The 25350-nt window shown below is 70.6% G+C and carries 18 protein-coding genes and 1 riboswitch; of the genes, 8 read left to right on the top strand and 10 right to left on the bottom strand.

The genetic code is table 11. From position 1 onward, the window contains the following. Nucleotide 1: 1 nt before the first annotated feature. A complete protein-coding gene (locus ACFRMN_RS03100) occupies nt 2-490 on the bottom strand; it encodes a cobalamin B12-binding domain-containing protein (RefSeq protein WP_383012410.1) in 489 nt (162 codons plus the stop codon). 410 nt (nt 491-900) lie between these two features. Between ACFRMN_RS03100 and ACFRMN_RS03105 the strand changes: the two genes are divergently transcribed. Together ACFRMN_RS03105 and ACFRMN_RS03110 are read left to right on the top strand one after the other, a co-directional pair. After that, nucleotides 901-1848: an esterase/lipase family protein gene (locus ACFRMN_RS03105; RefSeq protein ID WP_383012413.1), complete on the top strand. Its 948-nt coding sequence runs from the start codon at nt 901-903 to the stop codon at nt 1846-1848. A 359-nt stretch (nt 1849-2207) separates the two neighbouring features. Then, nucleotides 2208-3941: a M23 family metallopeptidase gene (locus ACFRMN_RS03110; RefSeq protein ID WP_383012416.1), complete on the top strand. Its 1734-nt coding sequence runs from the start codon at nt 2208-2210 to the stop codon at nt 3939-3941. Between the two features lie 105 nt (nt 3942-4046). On the opposite strand, the gene pcrA is transcribed toward ACFRMN_RS03110, so the two are convergent. Continuing rightward, the gene (pcrA, locus tag ACFRMN_RS03115) at nt 4047-6578 is read right to left on the bottom strand and encodes a DNA helicase PcrA (RefSeq protein WP_383012419.1); all 2532 of its coding nucleotides are present in this window, start codon (nt 6576-6578) and stop codon (nt 4047-4049) included. A 343-nt stretch (nt 6579-6921) separates the two neighbouring features. Further along, nucleotides 6922-7085: riboswitch (cyclic di-AMP (ydaO/yuaA leader) on the top strand. Here pcrA and ACFRMN_RS03120 point away from each other — a divergent pair. After that, the gene (locus ACFRMN_RS03120; RefSeq protein ID WP_383012422.1) at nt 7084-8325 is read left to right on the top strand and encodes an NlpC/P60 family protein; all 1242 of its coding nucleotides are present in this window, start codon (nt 7084-7086) and stop codon (nt 8323-8325) included. It overlaps the preceding riboswitch by 2 nt. Nucleotides 8326-8427: 102 nt before the next feature. On the opposite strand, the gene ACFRMN_RS03125 is transcribed toward ACFRMN_RS03120, so the two are convergent. Further along, entirely contained in the window at nt 8428-8781 is a 354-nt protein-coding gene (locus ACFRMN_RS03125; protein WP_365750853.1) for a hypothetical protein, read from the bottom strand. 247 nt (nt 8782-9028) lie between these two features. Here ACFRMN_RS03125 and ACFRMN_RS03130 point away from each other — a divergent pair, with 247 nt between their 5' ends. Further along, entirely contained in the window at nt 9029-10069 is a 1041-nt protein-coding gene (locus tag ACFRMN_RS03130; protein WP_383012425.1) for an NlpC/P60 family protein, read from the top strand. A gap of 153 nt (nt 10070-10222) precedes the next feature. Further along, nucleotides 10223-10600 (top strand): hypothetical protein, encoded by a 378-nt coding sequence (locus tag ACFRMN_RS03135; RefSeq protein ID WP_383012428.1) that lies wholly within the window; start codon nt 10223-10225, stop codon nt 10598-10600. Between the two features lie 60 nt (nt 10601-10660). On the opposite strand, the gene ACFRMN_RS03140 is transcribed toward ACFRMN_RS03135, so the two are convergent. Together ACFRMN_RS03140 and ACFRMN_RS03145 are read right to left on the bottom strand one after the other, a co-directional pair. Then, nucleotides 10661-11386: a LuxR C-terminal-related transcriptional regulator gene (locus ACFRMN_RS03140; protein WP_383012430.1), complete on the bottom strand. Its 726-nt coding sequence runs from the start codon at nt 11384-11386 to the stop codon at nt 10661-10663. Nucleotides 11387-11529: 143 nt separating this feature from the next. Then, nucleotides 11530-12825: a PspC domain-containing protein gene (locus ACFRMN_RS03145; protein ID WP_383012433.1), complete on the bottom strand. Its 1296-nt coding sequence runs from the start codon at nt 12823-12825 to the stop codon at nt 11530-11532. A gap of 254 nt (nt 12826-13079) precedes the next feature. On the opposite strand from ACFRMN_RS03145, the gene ACFRMN_RS03150 reads away from it, so the two are divergent. Further along, nucleotides 13080-14417, top strand: coding sequence for a PspC domain-containing protein (locus tag ACFRMN_RS03150; RefSeq protein WP_383012436.1), 1338 nt, complete (start codon nt 13080-13082; stop codon nt 14415-14417). A 156-nt stretch (nt 14418-14573) separates the two neighbouring features. Here the strand turns inward: ACFRMN_RS03150 and ACFRMN_RS03155 are convergent, their stop codons facing one another. The 4 genes from ACFRMN_RS03155 to guaA all read right to left on the bottom strand — a co-directional run bounded on the left by ACFRMN_RS03155 (nt 14574) and on the right by guaA (nt 21135). After that, nucleotides 14574-15092, bottom strand: coding sequence for a DoxX family protein (locus ACFRMN_RS03155; RefSeq protein ID WP_383012439.1), 519 nt, complete (start codon nt 15090-15092; stop codon nt 14574-14576). Between the two features lie 218 nt (nt 15093-15310). Next, nucleotides 15311-17932, bottom strand: a complete 2622-nt coding sequence (gene rph / locus ACFRMN_RS03160; RefSeq protein WP_383012441.1) for a rifamycin-inactivating phosphotransferase — start codon at nt 17930-17932, stop codon at nt 15311-15313. A 181-nt stretch (nt 17933-18113) separates the two neighbouring features. Then, a complete protein-coding gene (locus ACFRMN_RS03165) occupies nt 18114-19379 on the bottom strand; it encodes a hypothetical protein (protein ID WP_383013015.1) in 1266 nt (421 codons plus the stop codon). A gap of 169 nt (nt 19380-19548) precedes the next feature. Next, on the bottom strand, nt 19549-21135 hold the full coding sequence (guaA, locus tag ACFRMN_RS03170; RefSeq protein WP_383012444.1) for a glutamine-hydrolyzing GMP synthase: 1587 nt from the start codon (nt 21133-21135) through the stop codon (nt 19549-19551). A gap of 296 nt (nt 21136-21431) precedes the next feature. On the opposite strand from guaA, the gene ACFRMN_RS03175 reads away from it, so the two are divergent. Both ACFRMN_RS03175 and ACFRMN_RS03180 read left to right on the top strand, forming a co-directional pair. Next, a complete protein-coding gene (locus tag ACFRMN_RS03175) occupies nt 21432-21767 on the top strand; it encodes a chorismate mutase (RefSeq protein ID WP_383012447.1) in 336 nt (111 codons plus the stop codon). Nucleotides 21768-22354: 587 nt separating this feature from the next. Further along, nucleotides 22355-23422 carry a hypothetical protein gene (locus ACFRMN_RS03180; protein WP_383012450.1) on the top strand — a complete coding sequence of 356 codons (1068 nt, stop codon included), beginning with the start codon at nt 22355-22357 and terminating at the stop codon, nt 23420-23422. A 107-nt stretch (nt 23423-23529) separates the two neighbouring features. Here the strand turns inward: ACFRMN_RS03180 and ACFRMN_RS03185 are convergent, their stop codons facing one another. Continuing rightward, complete coding sequence (locus ACFRMN_RS03185; RefSeq protein WP_383013018.1) at nt 23530-25335, bottom strand: GMC oxidoreductase; 1806 nt, start codon at nt 25333-25335, stop codon at nt 23530-23532. Nucleotides 25336-25350 lie beyond the last annotated feature (15 nt).

Raw genomic sequence — 25350 nt, forward strand, 5'->3', positions numbered from 1 at the left:
GTCACGCGCCCGCGGGCTGGCGGACGTTGGCGTTGACCCACGTGACGATGGAGGTCGTCGTCGCCCCGGGGGTGAAGATCTCGGCCACGCCCAGCTCCTTGAGCGGGGCGATGTCCGCCTCCGGGATGATGCCGCCGCCGAAGACCTTGATGTCCGCCGCGTCCCGCTCCTTGAGCAGCTCGATCACCTTCGCGAAGAGCGTGTTGTGCGCCCCGGAGAGGATCGACAGACCGATCGCCTCGGCGTCCTCCTGGATCGCGGTGTCCACGATCTGCTCGGGCGTCTGATGGAGCCCCGTGTAGATGACCTCCATCCCCGCGTCCCGCAGCGCACGCGCGATCACCTTGGCCCCGCGGTCGTGTCCGTCGAGTCCCGGCTTCGCCACCACCACCCGGATCGGGCCGCCGGCCGCGTGCGCTCCGCTCGTCCCGTCCTGGCTCCGCGACTGATTCTCCGGACTCTGATTCTCCGGATGCCAAGCCACACCCATCACTGCCTCCACATACCGACCGCACTGTCATTGGCACGGGTCCCCGCGCCCCGGTCCGGTCGGGACCGGGCACACGGAAGTGAACGAACGTTATCCACAGCATCCCGCACGCGCCTGTTTCGCGGAGGTCGGCGAGGGGGAAATCACACGTGGGACATGTTCGCTTTGCGTCGTTCCGGTATGACTCGGCATACCCAGCCGGGTCGGGACGACCGCAAGGGGAGCCGCAGAAGGAGTCGCCACACGGGCGCCGTTCCACCGTGCCGCCAGCCGCGCGGCGCGGCGGCGCGGCTCGTGTGTGCCGACCTCGGCACATCGGCGTGCCGGAAGCCATCCGACCCGCCCGGCGGCCCCCTGTGAGGGCACGCGGAGGTCAGAGCCGCCCCCCGGGTGCCGTTCGGAGGTCGGCCATGAAGGTTTCGCCGTTCTTGCCGCTCTTTCCCTTCGTTCCGCAGCTTCTGCGCCAGGCCGGCCGCGTGTGGGACGCCACGCCCGCCGCGGACCTGCTCCGCGCCACCGCGCTCGACCTGGCGGTGCTCAGCGGCCATCTCGTCCTCTACCCCGCCGGAATCGTCCAGGAGCGCCGAGCCGAGCCCCTGCCGCCTGAAACCGCCCAGCTGCCCACCGAGGGCCGCGCCCATCCCCCCGTCGTCCTGCTCCACGGTCTCGTGGACAACCGGTCCGTCTTCGTCCTGCTGCGCCGCTCACTCGCCCGGCACGGCTGGACCCGTCTTGTATCGCTCAACTACTCGCCGCTGACCTGCGACATCCGTACGGCCGCCGAATCGCTCGCCGAGTACGTGGAGGAGATCTGCGCCCGCACCGGGCACCGCCAGGTCGATGTGATCGGGCACAGCCTCGGCGGCCTGATCGCGCGGTATTACGTACAGCGTCTGGGCGGTGACACACGGGTACGTACGCTGGTCACGATCGCCACGCCGCACGAGGGCACGGCCGTCGTCCCGCTGGCGAACGCCCACCCCGTCGTACGGCAGATGCGGCCGGGTTCGGACCTGATCGAGGAGTTGCGGCTGCCCGCGCCCGGCTGCCGTACGCGGTTCGTGAGCTTCTGGAGCGACCTCGACCAGCTGATGGCGCCGGCCCTCACCGCGCGCATCACGCACCCTGACCTGCTGGCGGAGAACGTGCTGGTGAGTGGGGTGGGACATCTCGCCATGACGGTGCACCCCGGAGTCGCGGCCGGCATCCGGCACGCGCTCGAATCTCCCGGGCACGAAGGCGAATCCGGCCCGGACTCGGTCAACTCCGGCCTGGCACCCGAGGAATCGCCCGAAGGATCCGCCGGGGAATCCGAAGAGGACAACCCCCGCTTCGACGGACCGGCGTCCGCCGCCTGACGTCTGACGTCTGACGTCTGACGTCTGACGTCTGACGTCTGACGTCTGACGCGCGCCGACTGCCGGCTGTCGGCTGTCGGCTGTCGCGTGACACTCGAAGGCCGGGGCTCTTCGAAAACACCTCTCGAAATCCCACTCCTGTCTCGAACGTATTTCGAACGTAAGGCCAAGTCTGCGCCCGGCGTCCGCCGAAACACGGCCGAATGCCCGTTTCAACGGAACGCAAAACCTGCCGAAGATTGTCGCCGTCCTATACCGCCGGGTACAGTCGCGGCCACTGCTTTCACTCAGGGGACCTGTCCGTCAGGGAGGCTCCCGGAGGAAACCCTGGTTCTGCTGCCGAGGCGAGAGAGAAGTTGGTGAACGACCAGCACGCCCACGCCGGGTACGCCGCATATGACGGCTACCAGACCGGCAGCTTCGAGACCGACCCCCTCTTCGGCACCCTGCCGGACGGCTCGGGCGGTTATGAGAACTCCCAGGCCCCCACTGGCCAGTACGACAACACGCAGTGGGAAACCGGCGCCCACCGGACGACCGGATACGACGCGTACGGCACGCCGCAGTACGACACCAGCGGCCAGTGGGCCACCGTCACCACCGCGCCCGACAACGGTTATCAGCAGACCCCGGGCATCCCGGGCCAGTCGGCGGAGCCGGATGTCACGGGCCAGTGGGACGCCGACGCCTGGAACCAGGCGAACCAGGTACATCAGGCAAGCCAGGCGCATCAGGCCGACCACCTGAACGGGACCGGCGGGACAGGCCAGTTCGACGCCACGCAGTTCGGTTACGGCATCTCGGAGCACACCGCCGCGGCACCGTTCGACGCCGCCGCTCAGTTCGCGGGCGCACAGTTCGAGACCGCGCAGTTCGAGGCGGCGCAGTTCGGGTACGAGGCGACCGCGCAGTGGGCGGCGCCCGCGTTCGACACCGGCGCGTACGACGCCACCGCCTGGAACTCGCCCGGTACGACGGCCGATGCCCCGTACGACAACGCGCACGAGCGGTACGGCCAGGACGGCGGCCCGTACGAGCAGTACGACCTCGCCCAGGGCGCCGAGTACGGCGCCCCCGGGCCGGAGCCTGAACACGCCTTCGACGCGGAGCCCGGCTACGAAGCCGAGACCAGCACCGGTACGGGCACGAGCACGGGTACGGGTACAGGTACAGGTACAGAGAGCGACGCCCACGCCGAGGCCGAAGAGGCCGGACTCGAAGGCGGTACGGAAGCGGACTCCGCTCCCGAGGCCGAGCAGCTGCACATGGCGGCGACGATGACCACGCCCACCGTCAGCCTCCCGCCCCGCGGCGAACGCCGGGGCGGCGGCGGCTCGACCGGCGGCCGAGGTCGGCGCCGTACCCCCGCCAAGCGCTCCGCGCTCCTCACCGTCGCCGTCCCCTCCGTCTGTGTCATGGGCGTCGCGGGTGTCGCCGCCGCCTCCGTCGGTGGCCTCGGCGCGGGCGAGGAGCCCCAGGCCGACAAGACCACGACCGCCTCGGCCGCCGACCCCGGCTCCGTGAAGCCCGTGGCCGCGAACAACAAACTGGACACGCAGCTCGCCGCACTCAGCGCCGACGCCCGTGACTTCGGTGACCGGGCCAGCCGTACGCAGGAGCGCATCGACCTCCAGGCGCGGCAGGAAGCGGAGCGGAAGAAGCGCGAGGCGGAGGCGGCACGCAAGGAGGCCGAGCGTCCCAAGTTCGTCCTCCCCGTCTCGCAGCACGGACTCAGCGCGTACTACGGCCAGGCCGGGGTCAACTGGATGTCCATGCACACCGGGATCGACTTCCCCGTGTCGTACGGAACGCCGGTGATGGCCGCGACGGACGGCACCGTACGCACGCAGTACAACAGCGCCTACGGCAACATGGCCATCGTGACCTCGCCCGATGGCACCGAGACCTGGTACTGCCATCTCAGCACGACGAAGATCCGCTCCGGCTCGGTCAAGGCCGGTGATGTGATCGCGTATTCGGGGAACTCGGGCAACTCCACCGGACCGCACCTGCACTTCGAGGTACGGCCCGGCGGCGGCGCCGCGATCGACCCGCTGGCCTGGCTCCGCAGCCACGGCGTCAACCCGACGTAAGCGCACGTAAGCGCGCCGCGCCCGGCGCGCTTCACGGTCGGATACGCCCCCCCGTTTTTACGCCGCGCCCCCCGTACGCCGCGCCCCCGTACGTTCTCCCCGTACCTACAGCTTCTCGACCGGCGCGTACCGCAGCAGCAGCCGCTTGGGCTTCGTGTCCCCGAAGTCGACCGTCGCCTGCGTGTCCGCGCCTGCGCCCGTCACCGCCATGACCGTGCCGAGGCCGAACTGGTCGTGTGTGACGCGGTCCCCGACCGCCAGCGCGATCACCGGCTTTTCCGTGGTGCGCCGTGTGGCGAAGCCCGAGGGACCACCGCCCGACCTCGAACGCGAGGCGGCCGACAAGGACGACGACAGCGAGGACGCGACCCCGGACGTGGGCCCCGCCGGGATCTGCGCGCCGGTCCGCTTCCACTCCAGGTGGTGTCCCGGGATCTCCTCCAGGAACCTGGACGGCGGGTTGTACGAGGGCTGGCCCCACGCGCTCCGCATCGACGACCGGGTCAGATATAGGCGCTCACGGGCGCGGGTGATGCCGACGTACGCCAGCCTCCGCTCCTCCTCCAGCTCCTTCGTCTGGCCGAGGGCGCGCATGTGCGGGAAGACGCCGTCCTCCATACCGGACAGGAACACGACCGGGAATTCGAGGCCCTTGGCGGTGTGCAGCGTCATCAGCGTGATGACACCGGAGCCGTCCTCGTCCTCGTCGGGGATCTGGTCGGAGTCGGCGACGAGCGCCACCTTCTCCAGGAATTCGGCGAGCGTACCGGTCACAGCGGCCGTGGCGGCCGTATCGGCCGCACCGGCGGCATCGGCCGCGTCGCCGCCGCCCGTCGCCGCCGCGGCGGCCTGGCCGCGCTCCTGCTCGAACTCCAGCGCCACCGCGGCCAGTTCCTGAAGGTTCTCGATACGCGTCTCGTCCTGCGGATCGGTCGACGCCTGCAACTCGGCCAGATAGCCGGTCCGTTCGAGCACGGCCTCCAGGATCGTCGCGGGCCCGGCGCCGGACTCGACGACCGTACGCAGCTCCTCCATCAGCGTGTTGAACCGCTTGACGGCGTTGGCCGAGCGGGCGGCCATTCCATACGCCTCGTCCACCCGCCGCAGCGCCTGCGGGAAGGTGATCTTCTCGCGCAGCGCGAGGGCGTCGATCATCGCTTCCGCGCGGTCCCCGATGCCGCGCTTGGGCACATTGAGGATCCGGCGCAGCGGGACATTGTCCTCGGGGTTGGCCAGAACGCGCAGATAGGCGAGCACATCGCGGACCTCCTTGCGCTCGTAGAAGCGCACTCCGCCGACGACCTTGTAGGGCAGGCCGACCCGGATGAAGATCTCCTCGAAGACGCGGGACTGCGCGTTCGTACGGTAGAAGACCGCGACATCGCCCGCCTTGGCCTCGCCCGCGTCCGTCAGCCGGTCGATCTCGTCGGCGACGAACTGCGCCTCGTCGTGCTCCGTGTCCGCGACGTAGCCGGTGATCTGGGCGCCGGCGCCGGCCTTCGTCCACAGATTCTTCGGCCGGCGGCTCTCGTTGCGCTCGATGACCGCGTTGGCGGCGCTCAGGATCGTCTGCGTGGAGCGGTAGTTCTGCTCCAGCAAAATAGTCGTCGCGTCCGGGTAGTCCTCCTCGAACTGGAGGATGTTACGGATCGTGGCGCCCCGGAAGGCGTAGATCGACTGGTCGGCGTCGCCGACGACACACAGCTCGGCCGGGTCGTGCTCCTCGCCGGAGGGGCCCACCAGCTCGCGTACGAGCGTGTACTGAGCGTGGTTGGTGTCCTGGTACTCGTCCACCAGGACATGCCGGAAGCGCCGCCGGTAGTGCTCGGCGACATCGGGGAACGCCTGGAGCAGATGGACGGTGGTCATGATGATGTCGTCGAAGTCCAGCGCGTTGGCCTCGCGCAGCCGCGCCTGGTACATCCGGTAGGCCTCGGCGAGCATCTTCTCGAAGCCGTCGGTGGCCTGGTCGGCGAAGGTCTCCTCGTCGATCAGCTCGTTCTTCAGATTCGAGATCTTGGCGCTGAAGGACTTCGGCGGGTAACGCTTGGGGTCGAGGTCCAGATCGCGGCAGACCAGGGCCATCAGACGCTTGGAGTCGGCGGCGTCGTAGATGGAGAACGACGAGGTGAACCCGAGCCTCTTCGACTCGCGCCGCAGGATCCGTACGCAGGCGCTGTGGAACGTCATGACCCACATGGCGTTGGCGCGCGGGCCGACGAGCTGGCCGACGCGCTCCTTCATCTCGCCCGCGGCCTTGTTGGTGAACGTGATCGCCAGTATCTGACCGGGATGGACGTCGCGGCTACCCAGCAGATACGCGATCCGGTGGGTCAGCACCCGGGTCTTGCCCGACCCGGCCCCGGCCACGATGAGCAGCGGCGAGCCGGTGTGCACGACGGCCGCGCGCTGCTCCTCGTTCAGCCCTTCGAGCAGCGCGGCGGGATCCACGACCGTGCGCGGGGCGCCGTCGCGGTGGTACTGGTCCCGCACCGGAGGCGCGTCGTAGGCACCCTGGAAGAGGTCGTCGGGCACCTGCTCCGGTGCGTGCTCGGCGTCGTCCTCGGGCGGCGGTGGATGCTCGTCGCCGAAGGGCTGGAGGTCCGCCAGGAAACTGTCGTCAAAGAGGCTGCTCATCGCTTTCCGAGTCTAGGCGGCCCCACTGACACTCGGTGCCCGCCTCCGGAATTCCCCGGCCCCGCCACCCTCGCCGTCCCCTCGCCGTCCCCATCCCCGTCACCATCGCCGTCATCGCCGCCATCGCCGTCATCGCCGTCATCGCCAAGGGGATCACCACGGGCGGCGCCTCGGTCACTCATCGTGGCGGTCAGGCGTCACCGATCCGTTTCACACATCGCACGCGCAAATGGTCACGAAAATGTATCGGGCATATCGGCCATCGACCTTCACACCAGCACCACACTTTGGCTAGCGTGCTCGATCAGGCAGCCCGTACCCCCAACGGCGACCCACGCCAAGCGGGCGGCCCACGCCGAATTCGGACTTTCCCCAAGGAAGTTCGAAACCGGGGACCCACACAGAACAACCGGGGTGAATCGGGCCTTTCGCTCAAGGTCCGTAGGGCAGCCTTCCGTTCCGCCCGAACCCGACAGCTAACCCGGTAGGCGGTCCACGGAAGGAGATGCAGACCTTGGCGTCGCATCGCAAGCCGCGCAGCCTCAGCGGAGTACGTACCGCCTCTCCCGCCGTCGGGATCACGACAGCCGCGCTCGCCTCGGTCACGTTGCTCTCGGCGCAGAGCGCGAGCGCCACACCCGTCGAGCCGAAGCCGTCCATCGAAGAGGTACAGAAGAAGGTCGACGATCTGTACCGCCAGGCCGGAAGTGAGACACAGAAGTACAACCGGGCGAAAGAGACCACGCAGAAGCAGAAGCGCGCGGTCGACCGGGTGCTCGACGAGGTCGCCAAGCGCGCGGACAAGCTGAACGAGGCCCGGCGTACGCTCGGCTCGTTCGCGGCCGCGCAGTACCGGGAAGGCGCGGTCACCCCGACCGCCGCCCTGCTCTTCGCGGACAGCCCGCAGGCGTTCTTCGAGCAGAAGCAGGTGACGGACCGGCTGACGGAGCGTCAGCGCGGTGTCCTCACCGACTACCAGACACAGCAGGCCGCCGCCGCGAAGAAGCGGGCTCAGGCGTCGAAGGACCTGGAGTCGCTCACCGCCTCGCAGGCCGCGCTGCGTACCAGCAAGCAGAACGTGCAGCAGAAGCTCGGCGCGGCGCGTGCGCTGCTGTCGCGGCTGACCAAGGAGGAGAAGGCGCGGCTGGCCGCGCTGGAGCGCAAGAAGGAAGAGGAGGCCCGCCGCAAGGCGGAGGCGCGGGCGAAGCTGGAGGCCCGCGCGAAGGAGGAGGCCGAGCGCAAGCGCGAGGAGCAGCAGGCCAAGACCCCGTCGACCGGTACGGGCACGGGCACGGGCTCCGGGACGGGCTCAGGTCAGAGCGGCACAGGCGCGGGTACGGGCACGGGCGCGGGAACCGGCACGAGCGGCGGCACCGGAACCTCGGACGGCAGCTACGCCACCAAGGCCGCCAAGGTCCTCTCCTTCGCCCGCGCCCAGATAGGCAAACCGTACGTCTGGGGCGCCACAGGCCCCAGCTCGTACGACTGCTCGGGCCTGACCCAGGCCGCCTGGAAGGAGGCGGGCGTGGAGCTGCCGCGCACCACCGGGGAACAGGTGAAGGCCGGCACGCGCGTCGCGACCGAGGATCTGCTCCCCGGTGACCTGGTCTTCTTCTACGACGACATCAGCCACGTCGGGATCTACATCGGCGACGGCATGATGATCCACGCCCCGAAGCCGGGCGCGAACGTCCGCGAGGAGTCGATCTACTACATGCCGATCTACGGAAGTATCCGCCCCGCCTGACGGGCGGCGTGCGGAACGCGCGAGCCGGGTGCCGCGCGCGGCACGCGCGAGCCGCGAGCCGGGGGCCGGGGCCGGAAGCGAGGACCGGCCCCCGTCGCCGTGTCAGGTCCAGAGCGTGGCGATGAAGATGTTGGCCATCGTCAGCCCGCCCACCGCGCCGAACAGCGGCTTCGGGGCGGTCTCGTCATCGCGCTTCACGTACACCACGGCCAGGATCACGACCAGCACCGCGAGCTTGATGCCGATCTTGATGTTGTTCACCGTCTGGTCGTCGGCCTGGTTGAGGCCCACCAGGGCCACTCCCGTGACGAGCATCGTCAGCGCGCCGTGCAGCATCGCCTTGTTGAAGCGGGCCGTCCCCGTACTCATCGACTTCATCTGGGTGAGGAAGCCGCCGAGCAGCGACGCTATGCCGATGATGTGAAGCGCGACGAAGACATTGATGAGTACGTCCATGCCCGGAGCCTATCGAGGGCCATATCACCACCTGACGGCGAGGTGGTGCGCTGTTCCGATATCGGTCGGGTCCGGACAGAAAGACGTTCCGGGGCCGCGATCATGCCGGTCACAACACGGCCTCGTTCCGCCACCTCTCGCCAATACCGGCCATGCCGAGGCCGGACTGTGACCTTGCGCCCTAGCGTCCTTCTCCTGGCGACCGGCCATGACCCACCGTGACGACTAGGGAAGAGGATCCACCCCCGTGGCAGCGCACCGAAAGCCCAGACAGCGCACGCTCACCGGCCCCGCCGGCCGTACCGCCGCCACCCTCGCACTCGCCGGGGCCGCGACCGCCACCGCCTTCGACGGCGCAGCACACGCCGAGCCCCGGCTCACCCCGGCCCAGGTCAAGGCCGAGGTCGACGCGTTGTACGAGCAGGCGGAGACCGCGACCGAGCGGTACAACGGGACGAAGGTGAAGGCGGACAAGGCCCGTACCGCGCTCACGCATCTGCGGGACGAGGCCACGCGCAGGACGGAACGGCTCAACAGCTCGCGCAACGCGCTCGGTTCGATCGCCTCCGCGCAGTACCGGGCCGGCGGGCTCGACCCCGCCGTACAGCTCGCGCTCAGCTCCTCGCCCGAGGAGTACCTGGAAGGCGCCTCGCTCGCCGAGCGGGCCGGTTCCCGGCAGGCCGCCAGGATCACCGCCATCCGCAAGGAACTCGCCCGGATCGCCGAACTGCGCACCCGGGCCGACGGCCGGCTCACGGAGCTGAAGGCCTCCCAGTCCGAGCTGGCCCGCCACAAGTCCGCCATCCAGGAGAAGATCGGCTCGGCCCAGCGGCTGCTGGACCGCCTCACCGCGTCGCAGCGTGCTCAGTACGACCAGGGGCAGGACGGCCGGGACCAGGGCGCGGCGTCCCCGGCGCCCGGCGCGGTGCGGGCGCCGAACGCCCGTGCCGCCGCGGCGGTCGCCTACGCCTACGGGGCGATCGGCAAGCCGTACGTCTGGGGCGCGACCGGACCCGGTGCCTTCGACTGCTCCGGGCTCACCCAGGCCGCCTGGCGCTCCGCGGGCGTCGCCCTCCCCCGTACCACCTACACGCAGATCAACACGGGACAGCGGGTCTCACGTGGCGATCTCGCCCCCGGCGACCTGGTGTTCTTCTTCTCCGGTATCAGCCATGTGGGGATCTATGCCGGTGGCGGGCAGATCATCCACGCCCCTCGGCCGGGCTCGGCGGTCCGGCTGGCGCCGATCGACCAGATGCCGTTCGCGGGTGCCAGCCGGCCGGCCTAGGGACGCCGGTCGGCCGGTCCGACGATGTCGGCCGGACTGGTCCAGGGAAGAACCCATGAGCCCCCTATAGCCGAACGGCCCATGCCGGAATGCCGGTTCGCCCTCCCCGGGTCACGATGGCAGCAGCATCCCGTCTGCCCTGAAGGGGGAGCCGTGAGACGAGCAACCGCCGTCAGAGGAACGGTTCTCGCCGTGGGCGCCGTTCTCGTTCTGGCGCCCGTCGGCCTCACTCCCCGAGGGTGCGGCGATCTGTCCGGCGGCCGGCTCTGTATCGAGGGCCCGGTGGGCGGCGCGGGACCGTTCACCGTGCGCTATGTCCAGTACCCGGGCCACCCCAGTGTCGCCGTACGCCTCGGCTACCAGCGCAAGGACGACCGGATCACCGCGTTCCCCGGCTGGCTCGGCACCTTGCAGACCTGGCACGGCCGCGCCGAGCAGACCGGCAAGCTCGACACCGCGCCGGGCGAGTGCATTCGCGGCGTGATGGAGTACCGGGACCGGACGTACGTCACCGAGTGGCACTGCTCGTAGACCGGGCGGCCTTCCTCGTGGACCGGGCGGACCTGCTCGTGGACCCGGCGGCGCGCGGTCTCAGACGAGCCTGCGCGCCGTCGCCCACCGCGTCAGTTCGTGCCGGTTGGAGAGCTGGAGCTTCCTCAGTACCGCCGAGACATGGGACTCCACGGTCTTGACCGAGATGAAGAGCTGCTTCGCGATCTCCTTGTACGCGTACCCGCGCGCGATGAGCCGCAGCACCTCCCGCTCGCGCTGCGTCAGCCGGTCCAGGTCCTCGTCCACCGGCGGCGCGTCCGTCGAGGCGAAGGCGTCCAGGACGAAGCCGGCCAGCCGGGGCGAGAAGACCGCGTCGCCCTCCTGCACCCGGAAGATCGAGTCGACCAGGTCCTTGCCGGTGATCGTCTTGGTGACATAGCCGCGGGCGCCGCCCCTGATCACCCCGATCACGTCCTCGGCGGCGTCCGAGACGGACAGCGCCAGGAAGCGCACCGGATGCTCGACCGCCCCCATCATCGGCGCGCAGCGGCGCAGCACCTCCACCCCGCCGCCGCCGGGGAGGTGCACATCGAGGAGCACGACCTCCGGCCGGGTCGCCGTTATGACGGTGACCGCCTGGTCGACGTCGGCGGCCTCGCCGACGACCTCGACGCCCGTCTCCTCCGTACGGCCGATCTCGGCCTGCACTCCGGTACGGAACATCCGGTGGTCGTCGACGAGCACGACCCGTACGCGCCGGCCGTCACCTGTCGCGCCGCCGCCGCTCTCCGCGCCGGTGGCCCCGGCCTGTGCGCCCTCGCTCATGGTCTCTGCCCCTCGCCCTAGTCGTTCGTCGCCCGTGCGCGCCGTTCAGTTCGTACCCGCCGTTCAAACGGGCCGTTCGTACGGGCCGTTCGTACGGGCCGTTCGTACGGGCCCCTGAGACCCGTACGCACTCACGCCCGTCCTCAGTCTGCCCGTTCCATCTCCAGCTCGACCTCCGTGCCGTTGCCGGGCACCGACCGCAGCCGCGCCGTGCCGCCGTTGCGCTGCATCCGGCCGATGATCGATTCCCGTACGCCCATCCGGTCGGGGGGCACCGCGTCCAGGTCGAAGCCGGGGCCGCGGTCCCGTACGGAGAGGAAGACCGTACGGCCCTCCACCTCCGCGAAGACCTGTACGGCACCGCCCTCGCCACCGTACTTGGCGGCGTTGACCATCGCCTCGCGCGCGGCCTGCATCTGCGCGGCCAGCTTCTCGTCGAGCGGGCAGTCGCCCACGACCACGACCTCGATCGGGACCCCGTGGTAGTCCTCCACCTCCGCCGCCGTGCGCTTCACCGCCTCGGCGAGAGTGGTGGGTTCGTCTTCCTCGTCCTTGCCCGTGCCCTCGGGTTTGTAGAGCCAGGCGCGCAGCTCCCGCTCCTGGGCGCGGGCGAGCCTGCGGACCTCTCCCCCGTTGTCGGCGTTGCGCTGGATGAGCGTGAGGGTGTGCAGCACGGAGTCATGGACGTGGGCGGCGACCTCGGCCCGTTCCTGCGCGCGTATACGCATCAGCCGTTCCTCGGAGAGGTCCTGAGTCATCCGTGCGAGCCAGGGCCCGGCGAGCAGGGCGACTCCGGCCACGACCGCGATCGCCCCCGTCAGTACGTTGCCGAGCTGGGTCGCCGCGCCGCGTACCACCATGAAGACGGTCAGACCGAGCCCGACCAGCGCGACGCCCGCGAGGCCGCGGGCGAGCTGGAAGATCCGGCGGCGTCTGCCGACCTCGGTCCAGCGGGCGCGGCGGGCGTTGTCCGCCTGCCGCCAGACCAGGACGACTCCCGCGCCGATCAGCAGGGTGGGCCAGATGTAACGGTCGGCTTGGCTGCGGCCCAGATTGACGTTGCCGACGAAGACGGACGCGCCGATCAGCAGTGCGATCAGCGCGACGATCTGGCCCTTGTCGGGTTTGCGGAGCCGCCGCCGGCCGTCCGGGCTGATCTCGAAGAGGGAGCGCGGCTCGCTCGCCGTACCGCCGACACCGAGCGGTACGACTATCCAGAAGACGGCGTAGAGCAGAGCCCCGAGGCCCTGGCCGAAGAAGAGGCCGAGGAAGACCAGCCGTACCCAGACGACCGGCAGCCCGAGATGCCCGGCCAGCCCGCGCGCGACACCGCCGAGCATCCGTCCGTCCGCGCTGCGGTAGAGCTTGCGCGTGGCCTGTTCCTCGGGCAGAGGGGCGCGGGAGGCTGAGGTCGCGGCGCGTGGCGGGGCGGCTGGCATGCCATCGATGGTCACATGGCGCGGTGTGCGGGGACATCAGGGTCGGGCCCCTGAGGCGACCCTGATACCTGGGGACACCCGGGGGTACCTGGGGGGTACCTGGTGATACCTGGGGGTACCCGGGGGCCGATACCCGGGGCGATACCTGGGACAGCAGTTGGGACGACACCTAGGGCGTGTCCTGGGCCAATATCAGGGACAGACCGGGGTCGGGGCCGCTGGAGCCCGCGCCCGCGCGCCGTCACCATGGACGTATGACCCAGCCGCCCCCAGCGCCGCCCGCCGCGCCACCCCCGGCATCGGCCCCCGGCCCCGGCCCCGCGTCGTCCCGGCCACTCTCCACGGACCTGCGGCGCAGCCCGCAGCAGAAGATGGTCGCCGGGGTGTGCGGCGGCCTGGGCAGGTACTGCGACATCGATCCGGTGATTTTCCGGATCGTGATCGGGGTGCTCACCGTGACCGGCGGCATCGGGCTGATCTTCTACGGCTTCGCCTGGCTGCTGATCCCGCTGGAGGGCGAGGACGAGAACGAGGTCCGCAGGCTGCTGTCGGGCCGGGTCGACGGCTCGTCGCTGATCGCGGTGCTGCTCGCGCTGGTCGGCTGCGGACTGCTCCTGTCGATGCTGGGCGACGACGGCACGCTCTCCTTCGCCGTGATGCTGTCGGTCGCGGTCGTGGGCTCGGCCGTCTGGTCGCAGCGCCGCCGCCTCATCGCGTCCGACGGGGCGTCCCCCGCCTCCGCGACGGCGCACGCCGCGGCGGAGGCGCCCCCCGAGACCAAGGCGCCGCCGACGCCCGGCGGCGCCCCTTCGTGGTGGCGCGACCCGATCGTCAAGGACGGCACCACGGGCCATCCGGCCGAGGCGGCCTATCTGTGGGGTCCGCGGGAAACCGCCGAGGAGCGGCGGGAGCGGCGCGACGGCGCGGCCCCGCCGCTGGTACGGACGCCACGCCCCCGGGGCCCGCGCGGGATCGGCGGCTCCGTATTCCTGCTCGCCCTGCTGGCGGGCGGGCTCGGCACGGGCCTGACGTGGGACAGCCGGCCGTTCGGTACGAGCCTGGAGATCGGTCTGGCCGCCGCGCTCGCGGTCTTCGGACTCGGGATGGTGGTCAGCAGCTTCCTGGGCCGTACCGGCCTGGGCACGATCTTCCTGGCGGTGGTCACGGCCGGGCTGCTCGCGGCGAGCGCGGCGGTGCCGAAGGACATCAGCACGGAGTGGGGCCGCCTGCGGTGGACCCCGGCCTCGGTCGCGTCCGTGGAACCCCGGTACACGCTGGGCTCCGGCGTCGGCACCCTCGATCTGGCCGGGCTCGCCGTACCCGAGGGGCAAACGGTCCGTACATCCGCCGAGGTCGGCGCCGGGCAGCTCAAAGTCGTCATACCGGAAGGAGTGACCGTGAAGGTGCGTGCCACGGCCGGTCTCGGGGACATCCGGCTCCCCGGGGAGCCGCCGAACGATGTGGACATCTCCCCGGACCAGTCACGCGAGCGCACGCTGTCGCCGCGCGCCGGGTCCGCCCCGGCGGGCACGCTGGAGCTGCGGCTCGAAGTCGGCCTCGGCCAGGTGGAGGTGACCCGTGCCGCGTCATGACTTCAGACCGGGCCGGCTGGTCATCGGGCTGACGGCGCTCGGTACGGCCGTCATGTACGCGGGCGACAGCGCGGGCACCTGGCACACACCGTGGTACGTGGCCTTCCCGCTGGTCTTCGGGGGCCTCTTCGTGGCGTCCGTCGTGGCCTGGACCCACTACCGCGTCTGCCGCCGCCGGTCGGCCAGGACGGCGTCCAGCGAGAACACCGGCGCACCGGCGAGCACCAGCGGAAGCCAGGCCATGAGATAGGCGAGGTCGTTGCCGTAGTAGTACGGCGTGCTCTGCCAGCTGACCGTCAGCCACAGGCTCAGCGAGATCAGCGCGCCACCGAACGCGGCGAGCCGGGCGAGCACTCCGAACAGGGTGCCCAGGCCCACGGCGAGTTCACCGAGGGCGATGGCGTATCCGAACCCCGAGGGGCTCTTGAGCGCCAGATCCACCAGCGCGGGGACGGCCGAGCTGTCCCGGACGGCCCGCATCATCTCGCCGACGGACCCCGCGCCGGTCGCCGAGAAGAATCCGCTCTGGGTCAGTTTGTCGATCCCCGCGTAGATGAAGGTGACGCCGAGGAAGATCCGCAGCGGCAGAAGCGCGTAGCGCGAGGCGTTCTCGCGCCATCCCGTCCGCTCGCCGCCGAGCTGCCCATAGGTGTCCGTCCGGTAGCCATGCGTCATCGCCGGTCCGCCTCTCCCTGTCCCGCGCCGTTGCCGCGGGGGCGACTGTCCCCGCGTGCCTTGTCCATGGATACGCGTCAGGACACGTCCGGCACTCAGTGAACCAGCCAACAGCCTGTCGGAATCGGACAGTCCTCAACAGACCTTGAACGGTATGCGGCCGGATCCGTTCACCGGTCCGGTACGTGGTAGCGGAAGAGGCGGCTCGGCGCGGTCGGTCAAGGCAGGATCTCGACGTACCCGTCGGTTCCGTGCACGCGGATCCGCTGCCCGTCCCGGATCAGCCGGGTGGCCCGCTCCACACCCACGACGGCCGGCAGGCCGTACTCCCGGGCGATCACCGCGCCATGGGTCATCAGGCCGCCCACCTCCGTCACCAGGCCCGCGATTCCGACGAACAGCGGCGACCAGCTGGGGTCCGTGAAGGCCGTGACCAGGATGTCGCCCGCTTCGAGATCGGCCTCCGCGATGTCGAGGATGACGCGGGCCCTTCCCTCGATGGTCCCGGCGGAAACCGGGAGGCCGATCAGGGCGCCGGCCGGCACGTCGTCGCGCCGGTACGCCCCGGTGACGGCCTCACCGTCCGAGGTGAGCACCCGGGGCGGGGTGAGCGCGTGGTACGACCGGAACGCGTCCTTGCGCCGCTGGATGAGCCGGTCATCCACCTGGTTCGTGCGCACGACGTCGTGGAGTTCCTGGAACGTGAGGAAGAAGATGTCCTCCTTCTCGGACAGCACGCCGGCCCGCACAAGGCGCCCGGCCTCTTCCAGCAGGGCCCGCTTGTAGACGAAGTAGCGGCTGACGATGCCGTACTTCGGGTACTCCCGGTACCCGATGAAGGTTCTGACCCGGTCGATCATCCGCTTGGCCTCGTCGGCTTTCCGGTCCCCGTCCGGCAGGGCCCGCAAGCGTGACAGCACGTCCTGTTCCTTCTTCTGTGCCTTCTGCCGCCCTTGCTCGAAGCGCCGCCCGGCGGCGCCCGGCTCGAAGTTCCTGACGTTGTCGAGGATCACGGGCACGAGCGTGGTGGGGCGCTCGCGCCAACGCGGCCTCGTGATGTCGATCTCGCCGACGCAGCGCATGCCGTACCGGTCGAGGTAGGCCTCTATGGCGTCGCGCGCCTCGGTCCCGCCCGCGAGCTTCGCCAGCTCGTCCAGGAAGCCGTCGTCCTCGACGCCCCGCAGGAACGCCACCACCTCCGGCCGCGGGCGGATCACGTCCGCGACGTCGAGCAGCGCCAGTCCCATCTCCGACGTGACGTTGTCGGGGGCGGACAGCGTGAGCGTGTCAGCCGCGTTCTTCTCGCCCAGCCACTCCCACAGCTTGTCGTTGAGCCACCACGTGGCCTCCATCCCCGCCATGATCGCCTGAAGGTTCAGCGGGTCGCCGAGGATTCGCTTGTGCTCCTCGAAGGCCTCCAGCAGGAAGTCGAACAGCGCCGGTCCGGTCTTCGTCCGGATGTCGCGCTCCAGGGCGGCGATGGACATCCGGCTGCGCTCGATCAGCTCGGTGACGATGGCCGGATCGGTCTCGATCGGGGCGGACGCACCGCCGGCCGGTGGCCCGCCGGGACCCGCGTCCGGGAGCGACGGGACGAAGTCGTCGCGGTCGAGGACGGTCTCCAGAGCGTCCCTGATCAGCGGATCGCCTCTCCCCATGACGTCCAGGAGACCGGCGCGGCTCGCGGGCGAGGCCAGGCGCCGGGTGACGTCGACGAACAGCCTCCCGCCGGCCTCGTGCATCGGCACCATGGCCGTCAGCTGCCACACGGAGAGCCCCAGGGGCTTCATGGGGTCGGTCATCATCTGCCCATGACCGACGGAGACGTAGACGTGATTCTCCTGGTCGCCGGTCTCGGGGATGGGGAACAGCGTCGTGATCGGCCGGCTCTGGACGATCCGGAAGCCATCGTCGACCAGGCACCATTCGATGTCCTGCGGGCGGCCGAAGTGCGCTTCGATCCGCCGCCCGAGCCGGACGAGCCGTACGACCTGCGCATCCGTCAGCGCCGGCCGCTCCTGCCGCTCCGAGTCGATCGCCACTTCCCGCGTACCGCCGTCCGGCAGGGCGTGAACGGCACGCTGTTTGGCGGCGATCGTCTTGGCGACGACTTCGCCGTGTCGCACCTTGAAGACGTCCGGGTTCACCAGGCCGGAGACCAGGGCCTCGCCGAGGCCGAAGCCCGCGTCCACGGTGGCGACCTTCCGGTTGCCCGTGACGGGGTCGGCCGTGAACAGAACCCCCGCCGCGTGCGGGAAGACCATCCGCTGCACGACCACGGCCATGTGGACCGTACGGTGGTCGATGCCGTTCCGCTGACGGTAGGTCACGGCCCGCTCGGTGAACAGCGAGGCCCAGCACCGGCTGACGTGCTGGAGGATCGCCGTCGGCCCCACGACGTTCAGGTACGTGTCCTGCTGACCGGCGAAGGAGGCCGTCGGCAGGTCCTCTGCCGTCGCGCTGGATCGGACGGCGTAGGCGGCCTGCTCGCCCAGGCCCTGTCCGAGACCTAGGTCGAGCGCGCGGGTGATCGCCGCCGCGAGATCGCCCGGGATGGCGATCCCTTCGATGGTCCGGCGGATCTCCGCGCTGAGCGTGCGGATCGCCTCCCGGTCGTCCGGGTTGAGGCGCGACAGCTGATCGAGCCGATCGTCGATCGACGACGCTTCCGCCGCTTCCGCCATGATCCGCCGGAAGGCGTCCGTCGTCACGCAGAAGCCGGCCGGGACGCGGATGCCTTCGATCCGCGACAGCCCGCCCAGGTGAGCGCCCTTACCGCCGACGAACGCGACCTGCGTCTCGTCAACCTCCCCAAGATCCCGCACATACCGCTCGGTCATCGCGATACCTCCGAGGCAGCCGTGTCCCGTCGCACTGCACGCACGTGGTGCCCCCAATTTCCGCAGGTAGTGGCCTCGGCCGACGATTTTGCGCCACCACCCGGGTCTTGCCGCAAGCCCCCCAGTGCGCTATAGGTTAAAAGTGGCGGGGGGTAGTCCTCTGGCTCTGCCTATCGCGGCACTAGTCCATGACCTCGACGATCACGCGGTTGGTCTCGATTCCGGCCGCCGTCACGACCTGCACCTCGACGGAGCCCGGCTCCACATCCACCGGTACGGGCACGGTCAGCGAGGTGTCCGACGGATTGGCGAAGCCGCCGGGGACCGGCACCAGCGGGACATGGACATGGACCGCGCCGATCCTGACGACCATCCGGGCCAGCCGGTCCGGGGTGCCCGCGCCCGGCGGTACGAAACCCGCCCCGCGGATCTCGATGTCGTCGCCGGTACGGATCGGGGCGTCCAGGTCGCCCGCCTCCCTGGCCCTTACCACCGACAGGACGACGGGCCGGCCGCCCTCCGCGTACTTGCCCGCGAAGTAGGTGGCGGCGGAGACCGCTACCAGCAGCGCCGGCGCCCAGGGCAGATCGGGCAGTTGCTCGGGCCGCCGGGCCAGCCGGACCGCGGAGAAGACCACGGCGACGGCGCTCACCAGCGTGTACTGCACATCCGTGAAGCTGCCGCGCCCGGCGTCGTCGCAGAGCAGATCGGCCAGCCGCGGCCGTGCGGCCCGTACCTTCTGGAGCCGCTGGCCCAGTACCCGTACGGCCACCACCCGGCGTACGACCACGGCGATGGCGCACACCGCGGCCAGTACGGTCACCAGGCCAGCGCCCCGGGCCAGCTCGAGGCCGGCGATCAGCTCGTCGCGCCGGTCGGGCCCGGAGGCACCGGCCAGCTGGAGCGCGAGGACGAGCACGGAGAAGACGGCGAGCAGGACCCAGGCGGAGGCGACGGTCCGTGAGGTCGACAGCCGGTTGTCCTCGCCGATCAGCGGCGCGAGCAGGCCGCCGCGGCTCCGGTGCAGCCGGGCGGCGGTGGTCAGCAGCCCGGCGACGACCAGGGCGGCGAGCAGTCCGGCCGTACGCGCGAGCGTCCAGCCGGCTCCTATCGCGGTCACGGACTGGACCAGCGCGAGCAGCACGACCCCGCCCCACACCACCAGCAGCGTGCGCCGCCAGACGGCGTGCAGCCAGGCATCGCCCGCCTCACGGCTGCGGTCGGCCACCGCGTTGGCGGACTGGGTGAGTTCGTCGGAGACCCACTGGCGGGAGGCCCCCGCCGAGTGCGCCACCGCGGCGGGCAGCCCCTGTCCCGCGGCCAGTTCGTCCCGCTTCACCAGGAACGCGGCCACCGCCCGCCGGTGCCCCTCCCGCGCTCCGTGCGGGCAGTCCCCGCACGTACAGCCTCCGCCGTGCGCGCCCTGCCTCGCCTCTTGCACCGCCACGCCGAACGCCGCCTTTCCCGCCCCGTCCACCGAACTTCCTTGCAACGCAAGGGAATTCTGCCGCACAGAGGGCAACCCGCGCGCCGTAGGGGCGGTCCGGGCGGGTGACAACAGCGTTACGGTGTTGACGCCGAAGGCGCCAGAGGCGGGGCCGGAGGCGCGCTGCCCGTCACTCCCACTCGATGGTGCCCGGCGGCTTGCTCGTCACATCGAGGACCACGCGGTTGACCTCCGCGACCTCGTTGGTGATCCGCGTGGAGATCCGCGCCAGCACGTCGTACGGCATCCGCGTCCAGTCGGCGGTCATCGCGTCCTCGGACGAGACGGGCCTGAGCACGATCGGATGGCCGTACGTACGCCCGTCGCCCTGCACACCCACGGACCGCACATCCGCGAGAAGGACCACCGGGCACTGCCAGATGTCCCGGTCGAGCCCGGCCGCGGTCAGCTCCTCGCGGGCGATCGCGTCGGCCTCGCGCAGCAGATCGAGCCGTTCGCGTGTGACCTCGCCGACGATCCGGATACCGAGGCCGGGGCCGGGGAAGGGCTGGCGCTGGACGATCTCGTCCGGCAGGCCCAGCTGCTGGCCGACCATCCTGACCTCGTCCTTGAACAGCTTGCGCAGTGGCTCGACGAGCTCGAACTCGATGTCGTCGGGGAGCCCGCCGACATTGTGGTGGGACTTGATGTTGGCCGTGCCGGTGCCGCCGCCCGATTCGACCACGTCCGGGTACAGCGTGCCCTGGACGAGGAACGCGACGTCCTCGCCCTCCGCGCCCGCCTCGGCGATGATCTCGGCCTGTGCCTGCTCGAAGACCCGGATGAACTCACGGCCGATGATCTTCCGCTTCTGCTCGGGGTCGGAGACCCCGGCCAGCGCGGTGAGGAAGCGCTCCTCGGCGTCGACAACCCTGAGCTGTACGCCGGTGGCGCCGACGAAGTCCTTCTCGACCTGCTCGGTCTCGCCCTTGCGCATCAGCCCGTGGTCGACATACACACAGGTCAGCTGGGAACCGATGGCCTTCTGTACGAGGGCGGCGGCCACGGCCGAGTCCACCCCGCCCGACAGCCCGCAGATGGCGCGCTTGGTGCCGACCTGCTCACGGATGAGGGCGACCTGCTCGTCCACCACATTGGCGGTGGTCCAGGTCGGCTCGATACCGGCGCCCCGGTAGAGGAAGTGCTCCAGGACCTGCTGGCCGTAGGTGGAGTGCATGACCTCGGGGTGGTGCTGCACCCCGTACAGCTTCTTCTCGTCGTTCTCGAACGCGGCGACGGGTACGACATCGGTGGAGGCCGTGACGGTGAAGCCGGCGGGCGCGGCGGAGCAGGCGTCGCCGTGCGACATCCAGACGGACTGCTCGGCCGGGGTGCCCTCGAAGAGGGTGGAGCCGGTCTTGGACACCCGCAGCTCCGTACGGCCGTACTCCCGCGCTCCCGTGTTGTCGACGGTGCCGCCGAGCGAGGTCGCCATCAGCTGGAAGCCGTAGCACATACCGAAGACGGGGACGCCGGCCTCGAAGAGCGCGCGGTCGACGCTCGGGGCGTTCTCGGCGTACACGGAGGACGGGCCGCCGGAGAGGATGATCGCCCGGGGGTTCTTGGCCAGCATCTCGGCCACCGGCATCGAGGACGGGACGATCTCGCTGTAGACCCGTGCCTCGCGGACGCGGCGGGCGATGAGCTGGGCGTACTGCGCGCCGAAGTCGACGACGAGTACGACGTCGGGAGCGGCGGCGGGGGGTGCTGCTGGCACGGGGGCGGCCTTCCGGCGGTGATGGAACGGTGATGGAACGTGGGGTGTCGTGCTGCCAATTCTAACGGCGGGCGGACACCGGCCGGGGACGGCCGATCGTCTCACCATCCGGGCCCGCGTTGCCCCGCGCGGGTGCGCGGGGTCCATACTGTCCGTATGCACACGCAGCTGACCTTCGTCTTTACCTATGGCACCGGCCCGTCCGGCTGCCATGGTCGTGCTGCTTGAGCTGACAAGCGACCTCCCAGGCGCCCCGGGCCGACAAGGCCCGGGGCGTCTGTCGCGTTCGGGGCCCTGTGGCCGCCGGGACATCTGGTTCCCCGCCCACTCCCCCGAGAAGGAATCCCGCAATGACTGTCACGGAGAACACCGGCGCCCGTACCGAAGAGGCCGCCACGCTCATCGCGGACGCGCGCGAACGCGTCGACGCGCTGGACGACCGGATCATCGGTCTCGTCCAGGAGCGGATGGCGGTCTCGGCCGTCATCCAGGACGCCCGGATCACCTCCGGTGGTCGTCGCGTCAATCTCTCCCGCGAGATGGAGATCCTCGGCCGCTACCGGGAAGCCCTCGGCAAGCCGGGTACGGCGCTGGCGATGACCCTGCTTGAGCTGAGCCGGGGCCGGGTCTGAACCGGGCCCGGACCGGGGTCCGGACCGGGGTCCGAACCGGGCCGCGTCCCAGGCCCGGCCGCATCTGAGTTCGGGTGCCGCTCTCACCCGTACGGCGCGTGACCGGGTCCCGCGAGCCTTCGTTGGACCGTGCGTCCGTGCCCAGCCAGGGGCGGGCGCGCACGAAAGAGGAACAAGAAGAACAAAGAGGAACCACGAAAGAGGAGCCACGCGTGGCTCCGCCGGGGCGTGCGACGTACCGCAGGTGCGTCGTGGGACCTCGCCCCGGCGTTCGTGACCGGTCGGCAGGGGACAGCAGCCCGGTCACCCATGGGCGGTCGGCTCCGGGGACGCCCGGAACCGACCGTTCTTCGTGGCCGCCGTCCTTCGCAGCCGCCGTCCTTCGCGCTCACTCCCGGCGGGTTCATATTCCTGTGAAATTCCTGTGACACAGACCACTTAAAGATTCTGTGAAGAACGCGGCAACCATTCCCCCACGTCACGGGTCTTGCTTGCGAAATCAACGGCCTCACCCGTGAACCCCACATCTGGGAGGGCCCCACGACGCACACCGCCCCGGCGGTGCGCCGTACTTCGCTGAGGTCTTCATGAAGCTCCGCCGCGCCATGGCCGTCGCCGCCGCGACCGCTGTCATAGCCCCTGCCGCCTTCTTCTCCGCCCCGGCCGCCTTCGCGACCGACGGTGAGAGCAGCCCGCCGCCCGCCACGAGCGAGGCGCCCGAGTCCACCGAGCCGGCGGCCCCCGGGGCGAGCGTGCCCCCGCCCCCCGAGGGCGAGGCCCCCGGGGCGGGCGAGGATGCTCCGGGGTCCTCCGAGGAGGCTCCCGCGCCCGGAACGGGAGTGGCCGAGTCGGAGGGTACGAAGTCCTCCGAGTCGGAGGGTACGAATCCCTCCAAGCCCGCGCCCGCGCCGTCCGGCTCGACGACGAAGCCGGCCACCGAGCCGAGCGAAGGCCCGGTCGAATGCGTCGACACCGAGGAGGGCAGCTACGACGACCAGCTCCGGACCAGCCTCTCCGGGCTGCCGGAGCGCATCGTCGCGGGCAGCGGCTTCCACTCCTTCAAGCTCAATGTCTCGAACAAGGGCGAGAACGACTACAAGCGCGTCGACCTCGGTGTCTTCGCGTTCCAGATCGACGAGAAGTCCTGGGAGCCGGGCAGCGGTCATCTCACGCTCCAGTACAAGGACCCCGAGTCCGGCGTCTGGACCCCCATCTCGCTGGACGACAATGACGCGGGCGCCGGCTACCTCGGTTACACGGGCCTCAGGGCGAAGGAGTCGTTCTCCGTCGACCTGCGTCTGAGCGTGGCCAAGTCCGCCCCGGCCGGGCTCGGTTACGCCGTCAGCATCGGTGTCTACGCCGACGACGAGGGCAACTGCGTCTACTCGGACGACGAGTCGTTCTACGAGTTCGACATCGTCGCCGCCGGTACGGACCCGGGTGACCCGAACGAGGCCGAGCCCCAGGAGGGCGGCAAGAAGCCCGTCCCCGCCAAGCCGGTCGGCGACACCGAGATCAAGCCGCAGGGGCACCTCGCCGAGACCGGCTCCTCCTCGGTGGTTCCCGTCATCGGCACGGTCGGTGGCATCGCCATCGTGGCGGGCGCCGGTGTGATGTTCGCGATGAAGCGCCGCAGGAGCGACGCCGCCGCGTAACGCGCGCACAGCGACACACACGGCAGGACACAGGACACCACACACAGGCTCAGTGGGGCGCTGCACTCGGAGGGGGGTGCAGCGCCCCGCTGCACCCCCGCCCGCCGTCACACCCGCTTCGGCGGGACCTTCGGCATCGCCACGAAGGGCAGCCGCAGCGCCCCGAACGCCTCCTCCGGCACCGCCGGGCACACCGGCGCGACCGGATCCTGTCTGACGTACGCGGCCCCCTGCTCGGGGCGGGGATCGGGCTCGCCCTTGTTCGGCCAGAACGACATCGCGCGTTCGGCCTGGGCCGTGATCGTCAGGGACGGGTTCACCCCCAGGTTCGCCGACACCGCGGAGCCGTCGACCACCGAGATGCCGGGGTGCCCGTACAGCCGGTGGTACGGGTCGATCACGCCCTCCTCCGCCGAGGCTCCGATGACGCAGCCGCCCAGGAAGTGCGCGGTCAGCGGCGTACCCATCAGCTCGCCCACATTGCTGCCCGCGAAGCCGTTGATCTCCTCCGCGATCAGCGTCGCGGCCCGGGTCGCCTCGGGTATCTGCTTCGGGTTCGGGGCGCCGTGGCCCTGGCGCGCGGTGAGCAGTCCCTTTCCCACGCCGCCCGGTTTCCGGTAGGTCGTCAGGGAGTTGTCCAGCGACTGCATGACGAGGCCGATGATGGTCCGCTCCGACCAGCGGCGGGTGGAGAGCGAACGGAGGGCCGTCAGGGGGTGCCTGGCCGCGTTCCCGAGCCAGCTCCGCACCCGCCGCTCGCTGTACGGCACCTGAAGGAGCGTCAGCAGGCCCATCGCGTTGGAGCCCTTGCCGTAGCGCACCGGCTCGATATGGGTGGTGTCGTTCGGGTGGATCGAGGACGTGATGGCGACGCCCCGGGTGAAGTCGGCCTTCGACGCGCCGTGCCGCGCGCGGTAGCGCCGGTCGTCGGTCTGCGCGCCCACCAGGGCCTCGGAGTTGCTACGGGTCAGCTCGCCGAGCCGGGCCGAGAGGCGCGGCAGCAGCCCGCGGTCCCGCATGGTGTGCAGCAGGGTCTGGGTGCCGTACGTGCCGGCGGCGATCACGACCCGGCGGGCGCGCAGGACGCGTGCCCGGCCCTTCTGGCGGCCCTTCCCGCGCACCCGCGTGGGTACGGTCGTGACGCGGAAGCCGCCCTCCCCGTCCTCCGTCACCGCGACCACCGACGTCATCGGGTGGACGACCGCCCCGGCGCGCTCGGCCAGATACAGATAGTTCTCGTTGAGGGTGTTCTTGGCGCCGTGCCGGCAGCCCGTCATGCACTCGCCGCACTGCCGGCAGGCGTTGCGCGAGGGGCCCGCCCCGCCGAAGTACGGGTCGTCCACGGCCGCCCCGGGCCGGGCCCTCGCCGTACCGTCCGCGTCCTGACGGTCCGCGTCCTGACGGTCCGCGTCCTGACCGTCCGCGTCCTGGCCGTCCCCGAAGAAGACCCCGACCGGCGCGAGATGGAAGCTCTCGCCGACGCCCATCGCCTCGGCCACCGCCTTCAGATGGACGTCCGAGGGGGTCATGGCCGGGTTGAGCCGTACGCCGAGCATGCGGCGCGCCTGGTCGTAGTACGGCTTCAACTCCCGCTGCCAGTCGGTGATGGCGGCCCACTGCGGGTCGTCGAAGAACGCGGCGGGCGGTACGTACAGCGTGTTGGCGTAGTTGAGGGAGCCGCCGCCCACCCCGGCGCCCGCCAGCACCATCACATTGCCGAGGAGATGGACGCGCTGGATGCCGTACAGCCCGAGGGCGGGGGCCCACAGGTAGTTCTTGAGGTCCCAGGAGTTCTTGGGGAGGGTGGCGCGGGTGAAGCGGCGGCCCGCCTCCAGGACGCCGACGCGATACCCCTTCTCGGTCAGCCGCAGCGCGGAGACCGAGCCGCCGAAGCCGGAGCCGACGACGATCACGTCGTAGTCGTACGC

Source organism: Streptomyces sp. NPDC056835 (assembly GCF_042789485.1).
Classification (GTDB): Bacteria; Actinomycetota; Actinomycetes; order Streptomycetales; family Streptomycetaceae; genus Streptomyces.